Origin of the sequence: Coprothermobacter sp. (genome assembly GCA_013824685.1) — a bacterium.
In the GTDB taxonomy this organism is placed as follows: Bacteria; Caldisericota; Caldisericia; order Cryosericales; family Cryosericaceae; genus Cryosericum.
Genome location: PNOG01000012.1, coordinates 1 through 22416, shown reverse-complemented (window position 1 = coordinate 22416; position 22416 = coordinate 1). Strand labels below are relative to the sequence as shown.

Sequence of the window (22416 nt, the reverse complement as noted above, 5' to 3'; positions counted from 1 at the left end):
GGATGAGAGTCAAGCTTTCTGCGCTGCACGCTGCGATCGATTTTGACTACAGTCCCGAGGAACTGGTCACAAAACTGGGCGACGTCGGCATCGAAATCGAATCGACCGAGAGAACCGATGTCACGTTCAAGGACGTCTTCGTTGCACGGGTCATGCGTACTGCACTCCACCCGACACACCACAGGCTTCAGCTCATCGACCTCGACCTCGGTCCGCGCGGCACGACCAGTGTATGCACGGCCGCCACCAACATACGTGAGGGCGACATTATCCCAGTGGCGATTCCAGGTGGAAAGACTGCCGACGGCACGGACATCGCGACGCGCATGTTCGGCACCGTAGAATCGTTTGGCATGCTCTGCTCCTGGAAGGAACTGGGGCTCGACGGTGACCTCCTGTCCTCTGAAGAGAAGGAAGGCATTCTGCATCTGGGGTCAGGAGCGATTGTCGGGAGCCCCTTCGAGGAAGCATGGCCCGTAGGAGACACTGCCTTCGAGGTAAGCGTCACGCCTGACCGAGGCGACGCCCTGTCGGTTCTCGGACTGGCCCGGTGGATCGAAGTACTCAAGGCAAGAGATGCGGATCAGCCGTTCGACATGGGTGACATCAAGCTGCCGCTGCCCTCTTCCCTTCCACGCGCCCGGAACGACGGAGACCTGGCTGTGACCATCGAAGACCAGTCCCTGTGCAGTTCCTACATCGGTGTCCTGGTGCAGGACGTTGCCTCTGGACCATCGAGTCACGCTTTCCGCACTCAGCTCTACCAGTTGTGCGTTCGCCCTGTCAGCAGGATCGTCGACATGACCAATCTCTGTCTGAAACAGTACGGACAGCCGACTCATGCGTTCGACTACGACCGCCTTCAGGAGCATCGTATCATCGTACGAACGTCTCTGCCCGGCGAGACCATTGTCACACTGGACGGCATGTTGCGCTCTCTCGAATCGGGAACGCTCGTCATCGCAGATGCTGCAGGTCCAGTGGCCGTCGCCGGCGTCATGGGCGGACTGGCATCCAGCGTCACGGCTGCGACGACACGCATCGTCTTCGAGATTGCACACTTCGATCCGAGAGCAGTCGCACGCGCGAGCAGGCACCTCGGCATCAAGACAGACGCAGCCTATCTCTATGAGCGTGGCACCGATCCGGGGCTCACTGTCAGGGCCGTCCCTTCCGTTCTGTCGGCACTTGTTCGCGAGCAGTGTCTCGGTTCCTACGTCTCACGTGTTGCTTCTGCTGGTATCCCAGTTCCTGCAATGCTCCCGCTGAGTCTCGATGTAGATCGGGTGAACGGATACCTGGGTTCCGACCTTGACGCAACAGACATGCGAAGACTCTTCGGCTATGAAGGAATCGCGTCGAGGGTCACGGGAACGACGCTGTCGGTGACACCGCCGTCGTTCCGTGGAGACCTCACATCATGGCCGGAATATGTCGAAGAGATCGTCAGAATGGAGGGTTATGACGAGTTCCCCTCACACGCGCCGAACCTTGTCCTGCGCCGCGGCTCGGAGTCTCCGCTCAAGGCCCTTTGCAAGCGACTGCGTCAGATGCTCGTCGGGATTGGGCTCGTCGAATCACGCACTGTCAGTTTCGTGCGGGAGAGCTCGGTAACCGCGATGGGCCTGCCTCCGGCACCACTCCTGCTCAACCCGCTCACCGTCGACTGGGATGCCCTGCGTCCCACCATGGCTGTTGGTCTTGCAGGAGCCGCGGTGCGGAACCTGTCGCGAGGCCGCGAGGGCTTCGCCTCGTTCGAGATTGGCAAGACGTTCAGCGTTCATGGCCAGTCGTTCGACGAGGAGACGAAGCTTGGCCTTCTTCTTGCAGGCAAGTGGCAAGACGCGAACTGGACGACGCCCACCGCCCCCGCAAGCATCTTTGTGCTGAAAGGCATCATCGAGTCAGTTCTTCGCGATCTGCATGTGCCCTTTAACGTTGTGTCATCGGATAGTCCTCTCTTGGAGAATGGTGCAAGCATCCTGGTTTCGTCCGAAACCACGCCACTGGGCACACTCGGCATTCTCAGGCACGACGTCGGTGCCCTGCTGGGTCTGGAACGGGACACATTCTACGCCGAGTTTTCCGTCGATGCCCTGCTGAAGAGCATCCAACCCATCAGTTTCAAGGAGTTTTCCAGGTTCCCGTCGATCCGGCGTGACATTGCCGTCCTCGTGGACAGTAGCATGACGGCCGGCCAATTGCAGGCAATCGTTGCTGAACATGGTGGCCCCCTGCTCAAGGCAATTGTCGTGTTCGACAATTTCCAGGGGGGCAGTCTACCAGCAGGCAAGAAGAGCGTGGGCTTCTCGATGGAGTTTGCCTCATCCGACCGAACACTGTTCGGCGAGGAGGTCGATGTCCTTGTCGACTCCGTCGAGGCCGCCCTCGCAACTCATGTAGGGGGCATACTACGAAGAACCCGGGTATAGAGGCTCAGCAGGCGATTCGCGAATACACGTACGGCAAGGTCGGCTTCGACCGTATCCAGGAGAACTTGGCATCACAGGCCGAGTCGGCGCTGGGTGCCGAAGAAGCACGCGGACTCGCTCCGCTCGACAGCATTGACGCCATCAGGGCAGCCCAGACCGAGACCGATGAAGCGTCTTCGTATCTGGAGCGGTTCGGCGATCTGACCCTCAGCAATCTCCTCGACGTGAGAGCGGAACTGGACAAGGCCAAAGTCCGTCTGCAACTCGCCGGACAGGAAGTGTGGAGGGTTTGCGTCGTCCTGAACGAGCTGTCACGTGTGCGAAAGGCGTTCGTGACGATCAAGGACCTCTATCCCGCACTGTTCAGCATTTCCCAGGACGTTAAGCCGTTTTCGTCTCTGGCACAAGAGATAGAGCGATGCGTCAATCAGGATGGAGACGTCCTGGATGATGCATCGATCAACATCGCAGCCATCCGTCGTGAAAAAATCGAGCTGCAGAAGACCATCAACAAGGTGCTCCAGGACATCCTCGGGAGCGAGACCTATGGCCGGGCCGTTCAAGACCGCATCGTTACTATGCGGAACGACAGGTACGTGATCCCAGTGAAGCGAGAGTTCAAGGACGCAATTCAGTCAGTCGTCCACGACCAGTCCGATAGTGGCATGACCCTGTTTGTCGAGCCCACACGGGTGATTGACCTCAACAACCGGCTGCAGATTCTGCAGTCCGATGAGAAGAAGGAGATATCGCGCATCCTTCTCTACCTGACAGACCTCATCGCAAAAGCCGCCCCAGATATCGAGAAATCGCTGAACGTGGCGGGTCACCTCGACTTCAGTCTGGCCAAGGGACGTCTGGCCAGGTCATGGAACGGCATCAAGCCGTCAATAAGCCCCAACCTGGAGACTACCCTGCGCAACGTCCGCAACCCATTCGTCGCAGACTGCGTCCCAGTCTCTTTCTCCATTGGCAAGGACTACTTCATGGTGGTCATCACCGGTCCGAACACGGGAGGCAAGACCGTCGCCCTGAAGACTCTCGGCCTTACCGTCCTCATCAGCAAAGCGGGCCTATTCATCCCCGCTTCGGACGGATCCACGGTTGGCCTGTATGACGAGGTTTTTGTCGACATCGGCGACGAACAGAGTATCGAACAGAGTCTTTCGACGTTCTCGGCGCATATGTCGAACATCGTTCGCATCCTCGGGCAGGCAACCCGATACTCACTTGTCCTGCTGGACGAACTCGGCGTCGGCACCGATCCCGAGGAGGGCTCGGCCATCGCAACCGGCATCGTCGACTTCCTGTACCAGAAACGAGTCACGACGGTCATCACGACGCACTACAGCAGCCTGAAGCTCCTCGCGTACCGCTATGACCAGGTACGAAACGCTTCCGTCGGATTCGACGTCGAAACGCTTCGGCCAACCTACGAGCTCATCCTTGGCTCCCCGGGCGAGAGTCATGCGTTCACCATCTGTGAGAGACTGGGACTCCCCGAAGCCGTGCTTGCGCTCGCCCACGATGAGCTGAGCATCGAGCACAAGGCAACCACCGAGTTGATGAGCCGTATCGTAACTGATTCCCAGGAGATCAGCCACACCAAGGAAAGCCTGAGCGTGAACCAGCAGGAACTCGAGAAGCTGCGGGACGACTACGAGGGAAAACTCGCTGTGCTTGAAGCAAACGAGAAGCAGGAGCTCAGAGCAGCCCACAGTGAGGCTCAACGCATCGTCGACGATGTGAGCAGGCGCATGGACGATCTGATGAGACAGTTTCAGGACAGCCTCAAGAACCAGCCGCAGGCCGCCCACGATGCCAAGCGGGAGGTCGAAGCGACACGCGAGGACCTTGTCCAGAAAGCGGAACCATATCAAGAGAAACCCCCGTTCACCCCCGTCGAAGAAATCGTGCCGGGCGATCTGGTCATCATTACCTCGGTCAACAAACAGGCCATCGTCATCGATGTCATGAAGGACAAGCGCAAGCTCGTTCTCCAGTCTGGTTCCATGCGTACGACGGTACCTGAAGCACAAGTGCGCAAACTGACCGAACCCGAGCTCAGCTCCTATCAGAACCGCGCCATGCAGTACAGCGGAGCACGTGAACCGACGCTGCCGTTCGTCCCCATGAAGATCGATTTGCACGGGAGCCGTGTCGACGAGGCGCTCGAGAAACTCGACAAGTACATCGACGTCGCTTACCTGTCAGGCCTGTCATTCGTCTACATCTGCCACGGCAAGGGTTCGGGTATCCTGCGAAAGCAGATCCATGAATTCCTCAAGACCCTGCCAAGTATTGATCACTTCAGCTTTTCGAGCCCCGAAGAGGGTGGCGATGGGGTGACAATTGCCTACTTCAAATAGAAAGGAACCATTTGAAAAACGAACAGGAACTCGTCTTCTTCGACCTCGAAACAACAGGCCTCGATCAGGCTTCCGATCAAATCATCGAGATTGGTGCCGTCAAGGTGCGTGGAGGCAAGGAGGTCGGACGATTTGAGCAGTTCTGCCGCCTGAAGGAAGGCGCCCGTCTGCCCGAATTCATCTCTGCCCTCACTGGGATAACTCCTCTCGACCTCGAACCGGCAGAATCCGTGGATCAGGTCGTCGACCAGTTCCTGCAGTTTGCGGGTGGCAGTCCATTGCTGGCGCACAACTCCAGCTTTGATGAAGGTTTCCTGCGCAGAGCGCTGCACGGTCAGCTCGCGAATGCCGTGTTTGACACGCTGGAACTCGCACGTATCTTCTTCCCGGACCTGCAGAGCCATAGCCTCGTCGCATTGGTCGACTCGCTCGAAATCAAGAAGGAAGAAGCTCACCGAGCTCTTGGAGACAGTCTCTCCCTGTTTCGCTTCTACCGCAAATTGAAGGACAAGATTGCGCAGTCTGCACTCCCTGATTCCATCGTGCAACGCATCCAGTTTCTCTATCCAGCCGTGGCAGACCTCGGGTTGCTGGACGCCGGCGATACCCGGTCGGTGGTTCTACCATCTGAAATGGCAGGCTTGGATGCTGATCTGACAGACCTCGACCATTCGCGTCTACCACACCTGAAGGCACTGAAGCCGGGCATCACCAGCGACATGACCTCTCCAGAGATGGCGTTGCTGGCTTCCGGCCGCGATGTCCTCCTCCAGTGCGAACCCCGGTCACTTCGAGCCCGGTACCTCGGGGATCTCCAGGCATCCACACGCCCCAGTGCTGTGCTGCTGCGCGCGCCTGCAGCCATCGAACCACTCCTCGAGGATGCGCAACCAGGAGATGCACGACCACTCTGGATATCGCAGGAGAGCCCCAACAACCTCGTCTGCCTCATGCTGCTCGATGGAGCGACCCGCAGCCCCACCATGCGTCGCGAATTCGGCTTTGAGCTCTCGGCTCTCATCGTCTATGAATGGGAGACACGCTCAGTCTTCATTCCCGGCATGCCGCTGTTCCTGAAGAAGTCCCGTCTTGTGAACCACATATCGGCAGCTCATTGCCAGCTCGAGTCGAGCTGTCCGTTTCATGATGTGTGTCCCGTCCGGGAATCGCTGGCTCGTGCGCACGTCGCCCACCTCCACGTGACCGACCTCGCTGAGGCGCCACACGTATTCCACGAACTCGGCGAGTCGACACTGGTCCTGGTCTCTTCCCCCGAGACTGAGAAACTCATGAGTGATGTGCTCGACGTGCCTGAGGTGCAGGTCACGTCGATCACGCTGCGCATCATCGCCGGTATTGCAGGCGAGCGCCGCGAAGTTCCGGGTCTCGCCATCGTGGCCGACCTTGCCGCACACGCTGGAACTCTTCTCGAGGAACTCTACCTGCGCGTGACCCATCAGGAGAATGCTGGGGTCCGAGGACGCATCGCAATCGGCGAAACGCTCTGGTCTGCCGGCGAGTTCGTGGCCCTCAGATCCGCGGCGGACACAATGGTAGAGGCCTTCGTAAACGCAGGGAAGGCACTGCCCCCAACGATGCGAATGGCATACCTGACGCAATGTCGAGACCTCGCTTCTGTTCTGGACAATGCAGACAACCCTGCCTATGCCGTATGGATGGAACGACAGGGTCAGGAGATCATGCTGGCGAGCACCAGGACCGTCCTTGCCTCACGCATCCGGGCGTGCAACACGTATGCCCAGTTCTTCCTCGCCGGGACGAGTGTATGCCCTGCTGGTGACCAGCGATTCCTGCCCGAGACATTCGGCCTCATGGGGCCCGAGCCTGCCGCCGTTGTCGTCGACCCTGAGCTGGACGGCCCTCGTGTCCCCACGTTTGTGACGCTGCACCTGCCGAAGCCAAACGAGTCCGGATTCGAAAAGGAGGGCGCCCGCCTCATCGCCGAAACGATGAGACGCTTCCCCGGAAAAGCGATGGTCGCCTCCAACTCTCTCGAGACGCTGCGCCGCCTGCAGTCGTTTCTTGCGCGCGAGCCTGGACTAGCCGAATACAGCCTGTTGCTTCCAAAGAACGGGCACACGCGCATGCAACTGCTGGAACAGTTTTCCGGTCAGAACAGGGCCATTCTGCTCATCCCGTTCGACTATCTGAGCTTCGGCGACATCGTCTCGGCGAAGTTTCTGTTTGTCACCAAGCTGCAGTTTCCGAACTCGTTCCTTCCAACGGTGACGCGCCTCAAACAAGCGCTCAAAGAGAGACGGGGCGATGCCTTCCGACAGTTCGACCTCCCCTATGCCCTGACCCTGCTGCAATACACACTGCACCAGATGGATCCACACACGCTGCGAAGCGTCTTCATGCTGGACAACCGGAGCTTCGGTTCGGCCTACGCAGATCGTATCCGGACTGTCCTGCCGACGCCATCGCTGTTCCTGCCGATGGAAAGTCAGGAAAGCCTGCTGCAGCATCTTGACCGGTGGATGCGCAACCAAACGCTATGAAGCGTTCGTGAGACCTCGCGGAAGAACCACGCCTCAGTGTCCGAAACCATAGCATTGAAGGAGGCACGTGATGTGTGATACGATTGCGGCTCTCGCACCAACCTCTACAGACTTCCACAGCTTCCTGGCAAAAAACAGCGACCGCGAGCCGAACGAGGCCCAGCTCCTGACGGCCATGCCACACAGGACCCACAGCGAGCTGAGACTCAGGACGACCTACATCGAAGTCGATCAGGTCCGGGAAACGAACGCCGTCCTGCTCTGCAGGCCGTTCTGGATGTGGGGTGCCGAGATGGGCATCAACGAACATGGTGTCGCCATCGGCAACGAGGCGGTCTTCACTCGTGGGGGGTACGGTGCAACGGGGCTGACCGGCATGGATTTGCTCAGGCTGGCTCTGGAACGCTGTAACAGTGCTCGCTCGGCTGTAGATGTGATCATCGCGCTGCTGGAACAACATGGCCAGGGTGGCAACTGTGGCTTCACCAAGCGGTTCTTCTACAACAACAGCTTCCTGGTCGCTGACAGAGCCGAGTCCTGGATCCTGGAGACGGTTGGAAAGCAGTGGGCTCGCAAGGAGGTCAGCGGAACCGGGGCAATCTCCAACCTGCTGACGATCGGCTCCGACTGGGATGAGCTATCGCCAGGCGCCGAAGCTTTCGCCAAACAGAAGCACTTGCGACGCGGCGAGGACAGGTTGGATTTCGCAGCCTCGTTCTCTGACCCTCTGTTCACGAAGTTCTCCAGAGCACGCGCACGCCGTGCCAGCAGTCTCAGCTCTCTCGGTTCAGCTGCGCCGGCTACCGTAGCGACGATGAAAGCAGCACTGCGTCAGCATAACGACCCGAGCTATGCTCTCAGGGCAGGCAGTGTTGGTTCGGTGTGCATGCATTTCGGCGGTCTCGTGGGTGACCAGACTGTCGGCAGCATGGTAGCAGACCTCGACAAGTCAGGTCCCGTCGCATGGGTTACGGGCGCATCGGCGCCGTGCATCGCTCTGTTCAAGCCGCTCGCGCTGGATGCCGAAGGCGCCGGCATGTTCGGTGAGGACCAGCAGGAAGAGGCGCTCAACTACTGGCTCGAGAACGAGCGCATCTCCCGGAACCTGCACAACAACTATGCCCAGAAGCATCAGGCCATTGAGAAGCTGCGAGTTCCGCTCGAGCAGCGCTTCGAGAAAGTAATGGCAGGTGCCGCACCGGAGTATCGCAAGCAAGCTGCGCGGGAGTGCTTCGAGCTGGAGAAAGAGTACCGAGTCGCCGTCTGGAACGCGATTGAGCCACTGGACCATCCGACGACACACTCCCCCGCGTTCTCCCTGCAATGGCGGCGGGAGAACAGGGAACTTGTGCGTCGGTGGCCGGCCTACTCGCAGTCCTCGGAGAACGCCAGGACGGTGTAGGTGAACACGCTCAGACCCGGCTGAGAGAGGCTCTCAGTGTGGAGCCCGGCCTTGTGGCAGAGAGCCTCGAGGAATCCGTGGACGTTGGGCAGCTGCTCCCAGACCTGTGGCAGGAACGTGGCCTGATGGGCTCCGCGCTTAAGAATGACACCGGGGCGTGTTGCCGCCAACTTTGATTGAAGGTCCGCCAGCGACGAGAACGCGAGCTCGGCCGGAACAGAAAGCAGGGAGATCTCGATGCACAGGTCCCCAAACTCCGCCTCTTCGACTGGCTCAAATCGTGGGTCGCTGAAGGCCGCCGCAAGCGCGTTGGATGCGACCGCCTGGACCAGAGGAGAGACAGGCATGATCGTTCCGATGCAGCCTCGAAGCTCTCCGTGCTCAGTCAGCGTGACAAACACCCCTTGGTCCTGCCAGAACTTGTCGTCAGGGAATTCTTCGCGCGTCGGTGCCAGTTCGTGTGCATCCAGCAGCCGCCTGCGAATCGATTCACGCGCCAGTAGAAGCAGCTGAAGGCGTTCACGTTCATTCATGTCCATGCCTGTCCTCCCAGAATCCAATCGAAGCATATCCGACGACGGCAGACTTGTCCCCTGCGGTGTCACCCGAATTCCTGTAGTCGAGGAGCTGTGGCTTCCAGCCGGAAACGCGAGCCATGGCAAGAATCGTCCTGATTGGCATGAACCCGCAGGCGTCCTCGCCGCCCAGCTTGTCACCCTCTCCCTTTAAGATGTGCCCGATTGTGGTACGGTCATGTTCCACTGCCATGTCGTATGGGTCGTAGTGACTGAGGTCGCTGGAGGCGACGACGAGCATGTGTGGAAGATGCAGCGCCAGGAGCTCCTGAGCCAGGACCGCCGTGTCCACCTCTCCCAGCACCAATGGAATGATGCTGAAGTCCTTGAGGACTACCTGCAGGAATGGCAGCTGCACCTCGACCGCGTGCTCCAGTGCATGGGCCTGACCGGACGTGAAAACCGAGGGACGCTTCGTCAGGAGCCTCGCTGCATCTGATACCTTGATATCTCCCAGCGGCGTCCCGAACACGTCTGCTTCCGGGAGTGCCACACCCTTGAACCACACGTGATGACTTGGGGCGAGGACGACCACAGTGATGTGCTCAGATTCGTCCAGGCCTGCCAGACAGGCATACCCGGCTCCCGCCACTGGACCCGAGTACACGTACCCGGCATGAGGAACGATCAACCCCATGCACGCGGCGCCGGCTGTGTTTGCCGGCAAACGTGCGCCTTTGATGTATCCCTCGACGACGACGCGCAGTTCACGAGCCTGCGCCGGGTAGAACTGCCCGGCAACGACGGCATTTCGTATCATCGCTCCACTCCCTTGACGCGCGTCCCGCACGTTGGACAGGTCAGTCCTGTCCTGGCTGTCACCGTGTAGCCCTGACGTTCTATCACTGTCGCCCCACATTGTGGACACACCGTGTCACCAGCTCCATCGTGACCTGGAAGGTTCCCCGAATAGACATGGAGCAGTCCTTCCTCCTGTCCGACCTGCACCGCCCTCTCGATCGAAGCAGCCGGCGTGATCGGCGTATCCAGCATGTGGTACATCGGGAAGAACCGCGAGACGTGCCACGGCATCGCGGGGTCGATGGACGCAACAAAGTGCGCCATGGCCCTCAGTTCGTTCTCGCTGTCGTTGAGACCAGGGATGATCAGCGACGTGATCTCCTCCCACGATCCTGCATCATGGATCGCCCGTATGGCATCGAGCACAGGCTGGAGACGCCCGCCGCACACGCGCCGGTAGAAGTCATCGGAAAACGACTTCAGGTCGATATTGTAGGCATCGATCAGGGGCAGTGCTTCATGCAGAAGCTCATGAGAGTAAAAGCCATTGGACACGAACACTGTGCGCAAGTCGGCCTGCCTTGCCACTGTGGCGATGTCCAGGGCATACTCCGCCCACACGGCGGGCTCATTGTAGGTACAGGCAATCGATGAGGCTCCCTGCCGCAGCGCCAGTTGAACGACAGCTTCCGGGTCCAGGAACGGCAGGCGCAACAGCGCGTCATCTGCATCTCGCGCCTGCGAGAGCTCGTAGTTCTGGCAGAAGGCGCAGGTGAAATTGCACCCGAATGTGCCCAGTGAGAGCGCGGTCGAGCCGGGAAGGAAGTGATACAGCGGCTTCTTCTCAATGGGATCGAGGGCAACCGATGCAGGGAGACCATAGACCAGAGATTGCAGTCCCCCCTTCACCGTGCGCCGGACACCGCACAGTCCCGTTCTCCCTTCAGCGACGATACACCCATGAGCACAGGCAAGACACTTGACGGCCCCGCCCACCTCCACGCGACTGAGGCTCACCGGTCTCATGTCGCCTCCTCCACCTCTGGCGGGGCTATTTCCAGGAGCCGGATGGCCAGCCGAAGAGCCGCACGTGTCAATTCGACACGAATGTGGCGTCGGTCCCCGTCGAGCAATAGTCGCTCCACTGTGCACGCCCGTGCCGTCGCGCAAGCCACGAACACGGTTCCGACAGGCGTCCCTCTGTCGTCCGATGCTGGTCCGGCTACGCCGGTCGTCGCGAGCCCTACCTGCACGTTCAGCTTCTCCCTGCAGCCCTGAGCCATAGCTTCCGCCACCTCGGCGCTCACAGCGCCACGCTGCTCCAGCAATTTGGTCGGCACCCCCAACAGCGCCGTCTTCTCACGGTCCGTGTAGCTGATCACGCCGCCCATATATGATACTGACGCTCCCGGCACAGCAGTGATGGTTGCTCCGACCATCCCCCCAGTGAGCGACTCAGCCGTTCCCAGGCACCAGCCCCGCAGGGCCAAGGCGTTCAATAGTGCTCCGGCAACCCCCAGGAGGTCGTCATCCGCGTCTTCGCTCATCCACTCGCCAAGCGGCGCGCCCTCCGTGCCACCTCGAATCGCACCTTGTCGAGATCAATACCCGACAACTGTCGGTGTTCCATGACCCAGGAACCGGCAACCATGACCGAGTCCACGGCCCGACTGTTTGCCGACCAGAGAAGATGGGAGGCCACGTTGTTCTTCGGACAGAACGATTCATCCTCAAGATCCCAGAAGACTAGGTCTGCTGCGGCCCCCTCACTCAGTGTTCCGACCCCCTCAAAACCAAGCGCCCCAGCCCCGTTGCTCGTGGCCATAGCCAGGAGACTGGCATTACTGATACCCGATGCGTCCATCGTCGAACCCTTCATGACCAGACCCAGCACCCGCAATTCCTCCAGCATGTCGACGTTGTCATTGCTGGCAGCCCCGTCCGTTCCGACGCAAAGGTTCACGCCGCTTCCCAGCAGGAGCCGATAGTCGGCGATACCCGAGCCGAGCTTGAGGTTGCTCCGGACGTTCAGGGCAATGCTTGCCCCCGCGTCACGCAGGATTTCCGCGTCATGAGCCGTCATATGGACACAGTGGGCAGCAAGGAGCCGCGGCGGATGCTCGAAGTATCCCTGGTCAGCGTAGTATGAGATGGGAGATGCCCCATACGCTGCAGTGAAGTCCTCGATTTCCTTACGTGTCTCGTGAAGGTGAAACTGCACGATGACGCCAAGATCACGAGCTCGCTCGAAGTTCTCGCGGACAAATGACGGCGTCGTGGTATACGGAGCGTGCGGCCCGAAACTGGCCTTGATCCGTCCGTCGGCCTTGTTGTTCCAGCGCATGACGAACTCCTCGGACTTCTCCAGCCTGCCCCGCTCGTTGTCGAGGGAGGCAGTACCTGTCGAGAGGTTGGCGCGTACGCCTGCCTCGTCCACCGCCCGGGCCACATCGTCTTCAAAGAAGTACATGTCGGCAAAGGTCGTCGTTCCGGACATGATGCCTTCGGCTAGCGCAAGCAAGGTACCATAGTAGATGTCGTCACCGTTCATAAGAGCTTCGCGTGGAAACATATACTTCTGCAGCCACACATCGAGAGGCACTTCGTCCGCAAACCCGCGCAGAAGCGTCATGGCAAGGTGCCCGTGGGCGTTGACAAACCCTGGAGTAACCAGGTACCTCGACGCGTCAACGACGCTCGCGCCCCCGGGCGGATCCACGTGGTCGGCGATGCGGCCAATCTGCATTCCGTCCACAAGGATATCCACGACCCGCGTGGCGTCATCGCTTCCCCGTCCAGTGTCAAGTATGCTGGCCGACGTGAACACTCGTACCATTGCGCACGCTCCTTTTCCTATATCATAGCAAATCTCAGTAAATCTCGCTAGCGAAAAGCCCGCCCTGACAAGGGCGGGCTGACGCATGCGTCGTAAAACCTGTAGCTCTAGATTCCCTTTGGGGTTATGCCGAACGACTTGCCATCTTCGAGAGGCTCGCCGGGCGCCGCCAGCATGCTCCGTATGTCCTTGGGCATGCGGAAGATGCGCTCATGCGTCACGCCGTCGTAGAACTTCAGTGCGTTGGTGTCCCCAACGCGATCAGCCAGAATCCTGTCGACCGTCGCGGCATCCATGTCCAGTGGGTCATTCTTCTTGGAAGCCAGGACATACGACCAGGGAACATCGTACGCGCCGACATAGGAATACAGCGAACGAGCGATCGGGAACACCGAACGGATAGTATCCAGAATCCTCTTGTGGACGGCAACATTCGTCGGCTTCAGGTATGACGAAGTGACACAGAGGGTACCGCCCTCATCCAGAACGCGGAACGCATGCTGATAGAACTCCTTCGTGAACAGGACAATAGACGGGCCACCCTCGAAGAGGTCAGTCAGGTCTTCGATGATCACGCTGTAAGAGTGGTCAGGTTGACGCTCGATGAATTTGCGGGCGTCCTCGAAGTGCATGCTGACCTTGGGGTCGTGAAACGCACCCTGATGATACTCCGGCAAGTACTGTTCATACAACTGATTGGCTTCCTCGTCGATGTCGCACATATCGATGTGCTCAACCGACTTGAAGCGCAATAGTTCGCGCAGAGACGCACCTTCACCGCCTCCGACGACAAGCACCCTGCGTGGGTCCGGATGACAGACCATGGCAGGCTCGTTCAAGCACTCGTGATAGATGTACTCGTCCTTGACTGAACTCTGGCAGTCGCCGTCGAGAATCAGCATCTTGCCGTAGTGCTCTGACTCGACGATTTCTACTGTCTGGTACTTGGTCTTCCTGGTGGTGATGACTCCCGTGAGCGCATGGAGGTGGACCTCCCCAGGCTCAAATGTGTCATGATACCACTGCCATGCCATCTCTGACAACCTCCGTCTCGACGACCGAGTGCCCATAAACGCCTGGGCGACCCTCGATCTCCTGTCCACGAGCAATCTCCGTCTTGACGATTGTCGTTGCCTCAAACTTCTCAGCTGCATACTCCATGGCCCGCCATGGATCGGTCTTTTCTCCACAGGTATAAACGTCTAGGGCAGCGTATCCGTACTCAGGCCATGTGTGAATGGACAGATGCGACTCGGAGATCACTACTACCCCACTAACCCCCTGAGGAGTAAAATGGTGAAACGCCAATTCCAGGATCTCTGCATTTGCTTGCAGAGCAGACTCGCGCAAGATCTCCTTAACTCTGTCCAGATCATTCAGAACATCCGGATTACACCCGGAGACCTCGACTACCATGTGTCTACCTTCGGTGCGCATTTCGACCACCACCCCCTTTCAAAGATTAGTAAAGTAAGGATGAGGATGTTACTTTAACGTGTAGCATCATACCAGCAATCGACAGGATTGCAATGACGATGAGCCTCACGCTTGGATGTCCGTGACAAGGCACTCGTTGACGTGAATGGTGTAGTCGCACCGATTGAACCGCGGTGCGTTCTCTACCGACAGGCAGTAGCTCAACAGGAGGCCGCTAGAAGCTCCTGATGTCCGAAGGGACGTAGGATCGATGGGGCGAGAAACGCTCAGTCAGCAGGGATGTCCGGCTTCTCGTCCAATTCGGCGGGCACGTCCTCGGCGTCCAGCACTGTCTGCGCAGCTGTCGCATTCTCTTCGTCCACCAGGATGTCAAAGGACCCAAAGGGGCCTTGGTAGACAGTGCCGTACCCGTCCTTGACCGAGCGCTTGGCCATGGCGGGAATCCCGGCAGCAGCAAACAGGCCGACAATCATGTTTGCTTCCATTTCATCCGAAGCTGTCGTGATGGCAATCAGTCTGGTATCCATGGCGTCAGTATAGCCGGAACGGCGACTTGTACCACAAGCGCGTTGTCTCATCTCACTCGGGTGAGGACAGCCTGCTGATTCGTCATGCCCCCGAGCACTCTCTTCCCATGCGAGGGGTGCTTCCCACGAGCATGTTGGTGCAATGGGAGTGGCGCTCTGCCGCGCAGGCGGGAGTTCATGCATGTGCTTCAGCCAAGCATCCAGATCGTCGCGTTTTGCGCTACAATGCTTTACATGGAAACGCCAGCAAGGTTCAGGGAGGAGTCATGACGTTCAGGGCATTGGTGGAAAGGTATCTGGGGGCGGTCGCGCAGCAGTATCGCCGCGGCGACGCGCGCGAGGAGTCGTACTATGACGTGCTCAAGCAGCTCTGGGAAGAGCTGGGGTCGCAGCTCAGCAGCGCGCACGCGACGCTGACCGTCCTCCCTCGTCAGACCGAGGCTGGCAACCCGGACATGCGTGTCTGGAGCGGTCAGCAACATGTCACGGGCTACATCGAGGCCAAGGAGCCGGGCGTCACCAACCTGGACCACGTCGAAGTCAGCGAGCAGCTCAAGCGCTACCGCACCGCCTTCCCCAACGTCATCCTCACCAACTTCCTGGAGTTTCGGCTCTACCGCTACGGACAGTCGATGGGCGAGCCCGTGACGATCGGGTCCCTGCAGGCGCTGCAGGCGGGCATGCGCGTGCCGCTTCAGCACGAGGACCAGTTCCGCGACTTAGTTGAACGCTTCTTCGACTTCCAGTTGCCCCGCGCCTATACAGCCCAGACACTGGCGCTTGCGCTGGCTGACCGCACGCGCTACCTGCAGCAGCAGGTGCTGGCGCAACTGGTAGACGATGAGGACCACGAGCGCAACAGCGAACTCGTCAACCTGCTGGCAGAATTCAAGCAGGTGCTGATGTCCGACCTGACCAGCGATACCTTTGCCGACCTCTACGCGCAGACCATCACGTATGGCCTGTTTGCGGCGCGCATGCGCGTGACCGGCACCTTTACCCGCGAGACTGCGATTGATGGCATCCCGGCGACCATCGGCATCCTGCGCAAGCTGTTCAAGTACATCTCCATCGGCGATACTCCCGAACGTCTGCGCGTCATCATCGATGACATCGCGGATGTCCTGGCGGTGGCCGATACGGATACGGTGTTTAAGGGCTACGACAAGGACGGCCGCGACCCGGTGGCCGACTTCTATGAAACCTTCCTTGGCGAATATGATCCGGCCAAGAAGAAACAGCATGGCGTCTACTATACGCCTCAGCCCGTTGTCAGCTACATCGTCCGCAGCGTAGACCAGCTCCTGCGAGACTCCTTTGGCAAACCCGACGGCCTGGCCGACCCCAGCGTCACCGTCCTCGATCCTGCGGCTGGCACCATGACCTTCCCCGCCACTGCCGTGCGCCTGGCTGCCGCAACCTACAAGGCCAAGTACGGTGACGGCAGTCTGGACAGCTGGATCAAAGGGCATGTGCTGCGTGACTTCTACGCCTTTGAGCTGATGATGGCCCCCTATGCCATCGGTCACCTGCGCATGGGAGCCCTGCTCACTGAGCTGGGCTACACCATGAGCACCGACGACCGCTTCAAGCTGTACCTCACCAATACGCTGGACGTCAGCACGGCCGAGCAGAACCCCATCCCTGGCCTGTCGCCCTTGGCGGACGAATCCCACATGGCCGAGGCCGTCAAGACGACCCAGCCTGTCCTGGTGATCATGGGCAATCCGCCGTATTCGGGCACCAGCAGCAACAAGGGCGCCTGGATTTCAGCTCTCATCGACGACTACAAGCAGGTAGACGGCAAGTCCCTGGGAGAAAGAAACTCCAAGATGCTACAGGATGACTATGTCAAGTTCATCCGCTTTGCACAGTGGAAGATTGATCAGGCAGGCGAAGGTGTCCTCGGTTTCATCACCAACCACAGCTACCTGGACAACCCGACCTTCCGCGGTATGCGTCAGTCACTGATGGCATCTTTTGATCAGCTGCACGTTCTCAATCTGCACGGCAGTTCGCTGAAGAGGGAAAAGTCTCCCGACGGCAGCAAGGACGAGAATGTGTTCGATATTCGGCAGGGCGTTGCGATCGTTCTCGCAGTCAAGCGCAACGGTGTCTCAAAGGGTATCTGGTATGGCGATCTGTGGGGAAGCCGTGACGCCAAGTACACGACACTTGGCAACGGACAGATGGCTCAGACTGAATGGCAGGAGCTCAGTCCACGCAGCGACACATATTTCCTGAGCCCACAGGACGTGACACTTGCTGGCCAATATGAACAGTGGCCGAGAGTACTAGACCTTTTCTTGGAGAAGTCTACGGGCATTAAGACACATCGAGACCACTTTGCGGTCGCGCTTGATCGGGCGCAGATCGTCAGACGGCTGACAGACATGGCAAATGTAGGCTTGTCTGATGAGGAATTGAGGGAGAGGTACGACCTCGCCGATAATCGCGATTGGCAACTACCCGCAGCGCGCCAGAGACTACGCAACGTTGGTGATCAATGGGGCTCCTTTATCCAACCATGTGCGTATCGGCCATTCGATGTCCGTTGGTGCTGCTTTGACGAGGTTGCTATGGACTATCCCCGTCGCGACATCATGCAGCACATGCTGAAGCCAAACGTTGCTTTGTGCATTGGTCGTGCTGGACAGGTGGTTGGCAATGCCACACCGTGGAACGTCTGCTGGTGTAGCGACAGCATTGAAGACTTCAACCTGTTCTACCGTGGAGGCAACGTCAACTTACCCCTGTACACATACGACAGTGGCGGAGCGACAGCCTCTGGTTCTCTGCTCATTGATGCGGCTGGCAGTGAGAAAGCAACGAGAAGAAGCAACCTCAGTCCTGAGGCTTGGAAGATCATCACCGATTTCACGGATGTCAGTGTCCTTCCTGAGCAGTTCTTCGCCTATGTCTATGCGATTCTATGTTCGCCGGCTTATCGGGAGCGCTACGCCGAATTCCTCAAGTCCGATTTCCCACGCATTCCCTTCACCAAGGACCGCGACACCTTCCTCAAGTTGGCTGACCTTGGTCAGCAACTCATCGACTTGCATCTCATGCGTTCGCCTGACCTCGACAACCCTATCAGCCGCTTCTGCGGCAAGGGTGACGGTGCTGTGGTCAAGGTCGAATACGACGCTGACCGTGGCCACGTCAGCATCAACCCAACTCAGTACTTCGACGGTGTCACTCCCGACCTCTGGAATTATCAGATCGGTGGCTATCAAGTCCTTTCCAAGTGGCTCAAAGACCGCAAAGATCGCTTCCTCACCAGCGCCGACACCATCCACTACTCCCGTGTCGTCACCGCTCTTGCAGAGACGTCTGTGATTCAGAGAGAGATCGATGGCTGCGCCTTGTTTCTTGGGAACGTGGATTGAACCGAGATGATCCCCAAAATGGATCTGTCCGGGGGACCCGCCGACGCATGGCTGCTCTTGAGGAGACACTAGCCTTGCGGCCAACTGCACCGAGCTGTCTGCTGCATGGTATTCAAGGTCCTCTCTGCGTATCCAAGGCAACAGACTAGCCATGTATGTGACATGTTGTGCCGGAACACGAGGGTTTCGCCTGATGCAACGACTGAGGCATCCTTCTCATCCGTGTGCCTGTCGGTTCAGGTAGGGTATCATGACAGTGTTACCTACCAGCTGGCTTGGCTGTTCGACTGTTTCAAGGTATGCTAACTTGGACTGGTATGCTCTTCTGAGACACGATCGTAGGATAGGGATTGGATTGGGGCAAAACTTGACGGGGTGAGGTGAGTCGGATGGGTATACAACGTGCCCTAATAAACAAAACCACACTGAAGCTTGTATGCGACAACATGAAAGTCAGTAGTGAGTACGTCAGTCGTGTAACCAAGTTCGAGGCGGCAAGGATAGATAGATGGAAGGATCCTCAGGATCCCTCTTTGCCTACGATCAGACAAGCGAAGGCGATTGCCAAATGCCTGAGAGTGCCTTTTGCCGGCTTGTATATGAGTCCGACCTTGGTCCCTACAGACAAGTTGCCCAAGATCATCAACAAGAGAACAATCCAGGGCGCTGTCACTGTCGTTGATGATAGTGCGCTGAACTTAGCTGTGCATGATCTGCTTCGGCTAAGAGACCAGGGCGCTGTCACTGTCGTTGATGATAGTGCGCTGAACTTAGCTGTGCATGATCTGCTTCGGCTAAGAGACATTGTGCTGGATACCAGATCGGAGCTGAAAGACCCTGTTACCCAGTTTGTCTTCTTGGGGGACTTGTCCAGCGTGCACAAACTAGCATTGCAGCTTCGCGAATACTTGGGAATCTCGTACGAAATGCAGAAGATGGCCCCCTCTACGAGGAAGTTCTTTCTTCTCGTTCGCAGTAGGGTTGAGAATAGGGGCGTCATGGTTGCGGCTTTTGATGGAGTCCCCACTAATGCAGCAAGAGGAATGGCACTCTACTTTGATGAGCTGCCAATCATTGGGGTCAACACCAATGACAGACCTCCTGCAAAGACATTTTCGATTCTTCATGAACTGGTGCATATTGTGAAACGTCAGTCTGCTTCGTGTAACGAAATCGGGCCGCTCCTCACACGGGATCCAGAAGAAGTGTTCTGCAATGCCGTCGCAGGGGAGGTACTTGTTCCTGCTGATCTTCTGAGGCAAGAGAAAGAAGTGCGCAACTCGGAAATCGACGGAGAAGCCATAAGGGCTCTTGCTGCTAGATACTCGGTCAGTCGGGAAGTAATCGCCCGGAGACTGCTGGACTTGGGCCAAATCCAGAGGAACGACTACGAGACACTGATCAGGAACATCCAAGCCGAGTACGAAGCAGAACAGCGCGAATCTAGGAGTTCCAGTCTCACGAAATACCGCCCGAATGTGGCGAGGGCAGCTTTTGACAGGAGTGGCGCAAGCGTCTGCAGAGCCCTTCAACACGGTGTTGATCGCGAAATCTACAGTCAACGGGACGTAAGCGACTTCCTGGGAATCAAGCTCAAGCACATTCCGTCGTTGTTTGCAGAGGCGAGCAGGTGGTGAGCGAGTTACTGTTCGACGATCCACCCCCGTATAAGTACCTTCTCGATACTTCTGCTGCTATCTCTCAGAGAGATGAGCGCGAGAAGTACCCTCGTGACGTGAATGTGACACTATGGCAGAACATAGATCAGTTGATACGAAGCAGAGTGATTGTATCGTGTTCAGAAGTATCCGAGGAAATCAACGAGAAGGATGACGTGATTAGCAGCTGGTTTAGGAGTGTGGGATGTGTGTGCCTTCCGATTGACGAGGCCGTGCAACTCAAGGCCACAGCAATATTGGAGAAGTTCCCCGGAATCGTCGACTTCAAGAAGAACAAGTCTTCTGGCGATGTCTTTGTCATAGCGACCGCGATAGAGTGGAACCTCACTGTCATTACACTGGAAGACGGCAGATGTCCGGAGAAGATACCCAAGGTATGCAGAGCTCTGGAGCGAGACTGCCTGGACATCCATGGTCTATGTGTACGTGAAGGATGGAAGTTCTAGCCGACGAAAGGCGCAATTCGTATAGATCGCCTCGACCTTCTCCATCCTCCTCCCACTCCTGAGTAGTCTTCCACGAAGAGTCCATGAATACCTAGCGTCGCTCTGGGCGGCGAATCGGTTAGTGAGAGCTGAACTCAGTCGGGCAAGCCGATTCTGGAGATGTAGAAGCTGAAGCGCTGCAGAACTTGCTCTCGGTACGGCGTACTCAGGGTTGCCAGACATTGCTCCGCCCGGTGGTCCATGAGATACGACGTCCGTAAGGCGAAGTAGTGCCTGAAGTCGATGACACAGTCAGGTAGTTCGCCTGGTGACGGAAAGCATATGAAATGATAGCGCGCATCCTGATTTGCCTTGACCAGACTGTCGCTCGAAGGGTGGTTCATCTCCAGCGAGGCACTTGTTGGCTCCGCAGACGTTCCGAGATAGACATCCTCAAAGATGCCAGAAAGGCAACTGTCCCGCCGGTCGAAGAACTGGCTCGCATTGTACAATGGCAGCACGAGCGTGGTCCACATGAAACCGTTGGCTTTCGGCGGTCGTTCTCTCCCTGTGGGGCGTGTGTTGGCCCTCAGAGCACTGTCAGTCAAGAGATCGCACTCTTGTCCCATTACCATGGCCAAGGGAAACACCAGAGTGGATGAGCGTATGGTGCGATGATCTTCACTCTCCTTGGTCCACTCCAGGAGCTCGACATCTCGATAGATGTCACCGAGATGCAGTCCATCACTCTCTCCGCGAGGGTCGAGCTGGACATGTTGGATTGGCACGTCGTTAGCCTTCTTGTTCACGCGCCAGACTACTGGCAGCATCTATCCTGCGCTCAACAATGACTCTGTGCACCTTGTTCAGGCCGCCAAGAACATTCTCGGTTCCAGCAAACGTGTGACTAGTGGTTTGAGCCACGCCCGTAGAAGGGACAGTAGTTGTCGCGTCTGGGACCACGGCAGCCGGTTCGCTCGAAGTCTGATTTGACGTTGCTGCATCACGGTTGATCGTGCCGCGAGGCATATTGGCCGAAGCGAACACGCGGCTACGTTTTGAGCCCCTGAAGGGTTGCGAGGTATCAGGCATTTTTCGCCATTACACTCCGAAGGTTTTTGAGGATGGAACTCTCGAAGGTGTCAATGATGCGAGAATGGAGGACATCAAGGGTGTCTGGCAACTGTTGATAGTCGACGACCCCGGTCACAAATGAATCGAGATCCAGCGTGAACTCCTTGCGTCGAATCGGAGCCGGGTAGTCCTGATTCTGCATGCCATAGTGCACGATGAAACGAGCATCGCTATCGTTGAACTCAAGGTATGTCATTCCACGGCAGAGCCCTGCCTGACTTTTGGCGGCATACAAGATCGGTGACAACAGCTCCGAACTAATATATCCATGCCAGTCAAAAGGGTCGTTGCCGGGAGCTGGTATCACATTTACATAGCGCAATCCTATCCGTTTGGTTGCGGGGTGTTCACTTGGCGAGGTAACCAGCTCGTTCATCGCAGACAGAAGACTGCTGCGGAGGGTCTCATAGTCACTGTACCTGATCTCCTCAATAAAGAGAAAGTCGGGGCCGATCCCCAAGTGTCTGGTTCGTGGTCCATTGTAGAAGTCAAGCGCCACCACGTTACGTGGTCCGCTATTTGGTGGCACGAACATTGGGCCTATTTGCATCTGGACTTCTCGTCGCTCAGGAACAGGGAAATTCTGGATGATGGCATTCTGCAGCTTTGGTGGCAGTGGTTTGTTCAAATCGATCACGGGCACAAGAAAATCGACCCGGACAACAACGCTTGCGAGGTAGTTCCTGTTGTATTTCATGTTTCCTCCTGTTTCGTATTAGCTGCCTATGATCTCATATCACTTGTACCCGAGAAGGCGCAGTCGAGACGGTTACCAGTATGTACGAGTCCACCTGAGTGTCTTTTGCGTTTGATCGGAAGAAGAGAGATGGCCTCAGATGGCCGCCCTGACCGTGGGCCATGCTCTAGAACTTCCCCGCAAACTCTCGTGCTGCCTTATCCAGGTCCTGGTCGTCGACCTCTTCGCCACGGGTGGCCCAGGCGGGAAGA

Annotated in this window: 17 protein-coding genes; 7 read left to right on the top strand and 10 right to left on the bottom strand. The window is 57.8% G+C overall.

Features of this window, described 5'->3' with window-relative positions:
- Positions 1 to 2: 2 nt before the first annotated feature.
- The 4 genes from pheT to C0398_04265 all read left to right on the top strand — a co-directional run bounded on the left by pheT (position 3) and on the right by C0398_04265 (position 8725).
- The gene (gene pheT, locus C0398_04280; GenBank protein MBA4365210.1) at positions 3 to 2432 is read left to right on the top strand and encodes a phenylalanine--tRNA ligase subunit beta; all 2430 of its coding nucleotides are present in this window, start codon (positions 3 to 5) and stop codon (positions 2430 to 2432) included.
- Positions 2327 to 4801 carry a hypothetical protein gene (locus C0398_04275; protein ID MBA4365209.1) on the top strand — a complete coding sequence of 825 codons (2475 nt, stop codon included), beginning with the start codon at positions 2327 to 2329 and terminating at the stop codon, positions 4799 to 4801. Before pheT ends, C0398_04275 begins: the two co-directional genes overlap by 106 nt.
- Complete coding sequence (locus C0398_04270) at positions 4798 to 7323, top strand: hypothetical protein (GenBank protein ID MBA4365208.1); 2526 nt, start codon at positions 4798 to 4800, stop codon at positions 7321 to 7323. The genes C0398_04275 and C0398_04270 overlap by 4 nt, the downstream gene beginning before the upstream one ends.
- A 70-nt stretch (positions 7324 to 7393) precedes the next feature.
- Complete coding sequence (locus C0398_04265; GenBank protein MBA4365207.1) at positions 7394 to 8725, top strand: peptidase U34; 1332 nt, start codon at positions 7394 to 7396, stop codon at positions 8723 to 8725.
- Here C0398_04265 and C0398_04260 read toward each other — a convergent pair.
- From C0398_04260 to C0398_04225, 8 genes are all read right to left on the bottom strand, one after another.
- A complete protein-coding gene (locus tag C0398_04260; GenBank protein MBA4365206.1) occupies positions 8689 to 9294 on the bottom strand; it encodes an AmmeMemoRadiSam system protein A in 606 nt (201 codons plus the stop codon). The two genes, C0398_04265 and C0398_04260, sit on opposite strands and share 37 nt — an antisense overlap.
- Positions 9251 to 10159 carry an AmmeMemoRadiSam system protein B gene (gene amrB, locus C0398_04255; GenBank protein ID MBA4365205.1) on the bottom strand — a complete coding sequence of 303 codons (909 nt, stop codon included), beginning with the start codon at positions 10157 to 10159 and terminating at the stop codon, positions 9251 to 9253. The genes C0398_04260 and amrB overlap by 44 nt, the downstream gene beginning before the upstream one ends.
- The gene (gene amrS / locus C0398_04250) at positions 10057 to 11067 is read right to left on the bottom strand and encodes an AmmeMemoRadiSam system radical SAM enzyme (protein ID MBA4365204.1); all 1011 of its coding nucleotides are present in this window, start codon (positions 11065 to 11067) and stop codon (positions 10057 to 10059) included. The genes amrB and amrS overlap by 103 nt, the downstream gene beginning before the upstream one ends.
- A complete protein-coding gene (locus C0398_04245; GenBank protein ID MBA4365203.1) occupies positions 11064 to 11588 on the bottom strand; it encodes a competence protein in 525 nt (174 codons plus the stop codon). Before C0398_04245 ends, amrS begins: the two co-directional genes overlap by 4 nt.
- Entirely contained in the window at positions 11585 to 12964 is a 1380-nt protein-coding gene (locus C0398_04240) for an N-ethylammeline chlorohydrolase (GenBank protein MBA4365202.1), read from the bottom strand. Before C0398_04240 ends, C0398_04245 begins: the two co-directional genes overlap by 4 nt.
- Positions 12965 to 12984: 20 nt before the next feature.
- Positions 12985 to 13947, bottom strand: coding sequence for a spermidine synthase (locus C0398_04235; GenBank protein ID MBA4365201.1), 963 nt, complete (start codon positions 13945 to 13947; stop codon positions 12985 to 12987).
- Positions 13889 to 14314, bottom strand: a complete 426-nt coding sequence (locus C0398_04230) for an S-adenosylmethionine decarboxylase proenzyme (GenBank protein MBA4365200.1) — start codon at positions 14312 to 14314, stop codon at positions 13889 to 13891. The genes C0398_04235 and C0398_04230 overlap by 59 nt, the downstream gene beginning before the upstream one ends.
- Before the next feature lie 266 nt (positions 14315 to 14580).
- Complete coding sequence (locus C0398_04225) at positions 14581 to 15024, bottom strand: hypothetical protein (protein ID MBA4365199.1); 444 nt, start codon at positions 15022 to 15024, stop codon at positions 14581 to 14583.
- Between C0398_04225 and C0398_04220 the strand changes: the two genes are divergently transcribed.
- The 3 genes from C0398_04220 to C0398_04210 all read left to right on the top strand — a co-directional run bounded on the left by C0398_04220 (position 14868) and on the right by C0398_04210 (position 20355).
- On the top strand, positions 14868 to 18230 hold the full coding sequence (locus C0398_04220) for a DNA methyltransferase (protein ID MBA4365198.1): 3363 nt from the start codon (positions 14868 to 14870) through the stop codon (positions 18228 to 18230). The two genes, C0398_04225 and C0398_04220, sit on opposite strands and share 157 nt — an antisense overlap.
- A 389-nt stretch (positions 18231 to 18619) precedes the next feature.
- On the top strand, positions 18620 to 19867 hold the full coding sequence (locus C0398_04215) for a hypothetical protein (protein ID MBA4365197.1): 1248 nt from the start codon (positions 18620 to 18622) through the stop codon (positions 19865 to 19867).
- The gene (locus C0398_04210) at positions 19861 to 20355 is read left to right on the top strand and encodes a hypothetical protein (protein MBA4365196.1); all 495 of its coding nucleotides are present in this window, start codon (positions 19861 to 19863) and stop codon (positions 20353 to 20355) included. Before C0398_04215 ends, C0398_04210 begins: the two co-directional genes overlap by 7 nt.
- 134 nt (positions 20356 to 20489) lie before the next feature.
- Here C0398_04210 and C0398_04205 read toward each other — a convergent pair whose 3' ends face one another.
- Positions 20490 to 21164 (bottom strand): hypothetical protein, encoded by a 675-nt coding sequence (locus tag C0398_04205; GenBank protein ID MBA4365195.1) that lies wholly within the window; start codon positions 21162 to 21164, stop codon positions 20490 to 20492.
- Positions 21165 to 21418: 254 nt separating this feature from the next.
- The gene (locus C0398_04200; protein ID MBA4365194.1) at positions 21419 to 22165 is read right to left on the bottom strand and encodes a hypothetical protein; all 747 of its coding nucleotides are present in this window, start codon (positions 22163 to 22165) and stop codon (positions 21419 to 21421) included.
- Between the last annotated feature and the right edge of the window lie 251 nt (positions 22166 to 22416).

Bases quoted from the DNA above. Each gene is read 5' to 3' on its own strand.
- pheT (MBA4365210.1), top strand. From the start codon at position 3: ATGAGAGTCAAGCTTTCTGCGCTGCACGCTGCGATCGATTTTGACTAC.
- C0398_04265 (MBA4365207.1), top strand. From the start codon at position 7,394: ATGTGTGATACGATTGCGGCTCTCGCACCAACCTCTACAGACTTCCAC.
- C0398_04260 (MBA4365206.1), bottom strand. From the start codon at position 9,294: ATGCTTCGATTGGATTCTGGGAGGACAGGCATGGACATGAATGAACGT.
- amrB (MBA4365205.1), bottom strand. From the start codon at position 10,159: ATGTGGGGCGACAGTGATAGAACGTCAGGGCTACACGGTGACAGCCAG.
- amrS (MBA4365204.1), bottom strand. From the start codon at position 11,067: ATGAGACCGGTGAGCCTCAGTCGCGTGGAGGTGGGCGGGGCCGTCAAG.
- C0398_04245 (MBA4365203.1), bottom strand. From the start codon at position 11,588: ATGAGCGAAGACGCGGATGACGACCTCCTGGGGGTTGCCGGAGCACTA.
- C0398_04240 (MBA4365202.1), bottom strand. From the start codon at position 12,964: ATGCGTCAGCCCGCCCTTGTCAGGGCGGGCTTTTCGCTAGCGAGATTT.
- C0398_04235 (MBA4365201.1), bottom strand. From the start codon at position 13,947: ATGGGCACTCGGTCGTCGAGACGGAGGTTGTCAGAGATGGCATGGCAG.
- C0398_04230 (MBA4365200.1), bottom strand. From the start codon at position 14,314: ATGCGCACCGAAGGTAGACACATGGTAGTCGAGGTCTCCGGGTGTAAT.
- C0398_04225 (MBA4365199.1), bottom strand. From the start codon at position 15,024: ATGCATGAACTCCCGCCTGCGCGGCAGAGCGCCACTCCCATTGCACCA.
- C0398_04215 (MBA4365197.1), top strand. From the start codon at position 18,620: ATGGGTATACAACGTGCCCTAATAAACAAAACCACACTGAAGCTTGTA.
- C0398_04205 (MBA4365195.1), bottom strand. From the start codon at position 21,164: ATGCTGCCAGTAGTCTGGCGCGTGAACAAGAAGGCTAACGACGTGCCA.
- C0398_04200 (MBA4365194.1), bottom strand. From the start codon at position 22,165: ATGAAATACAACAGGAACTACCTCGCAAGCGTTGTTGTCCGGGTCGAT.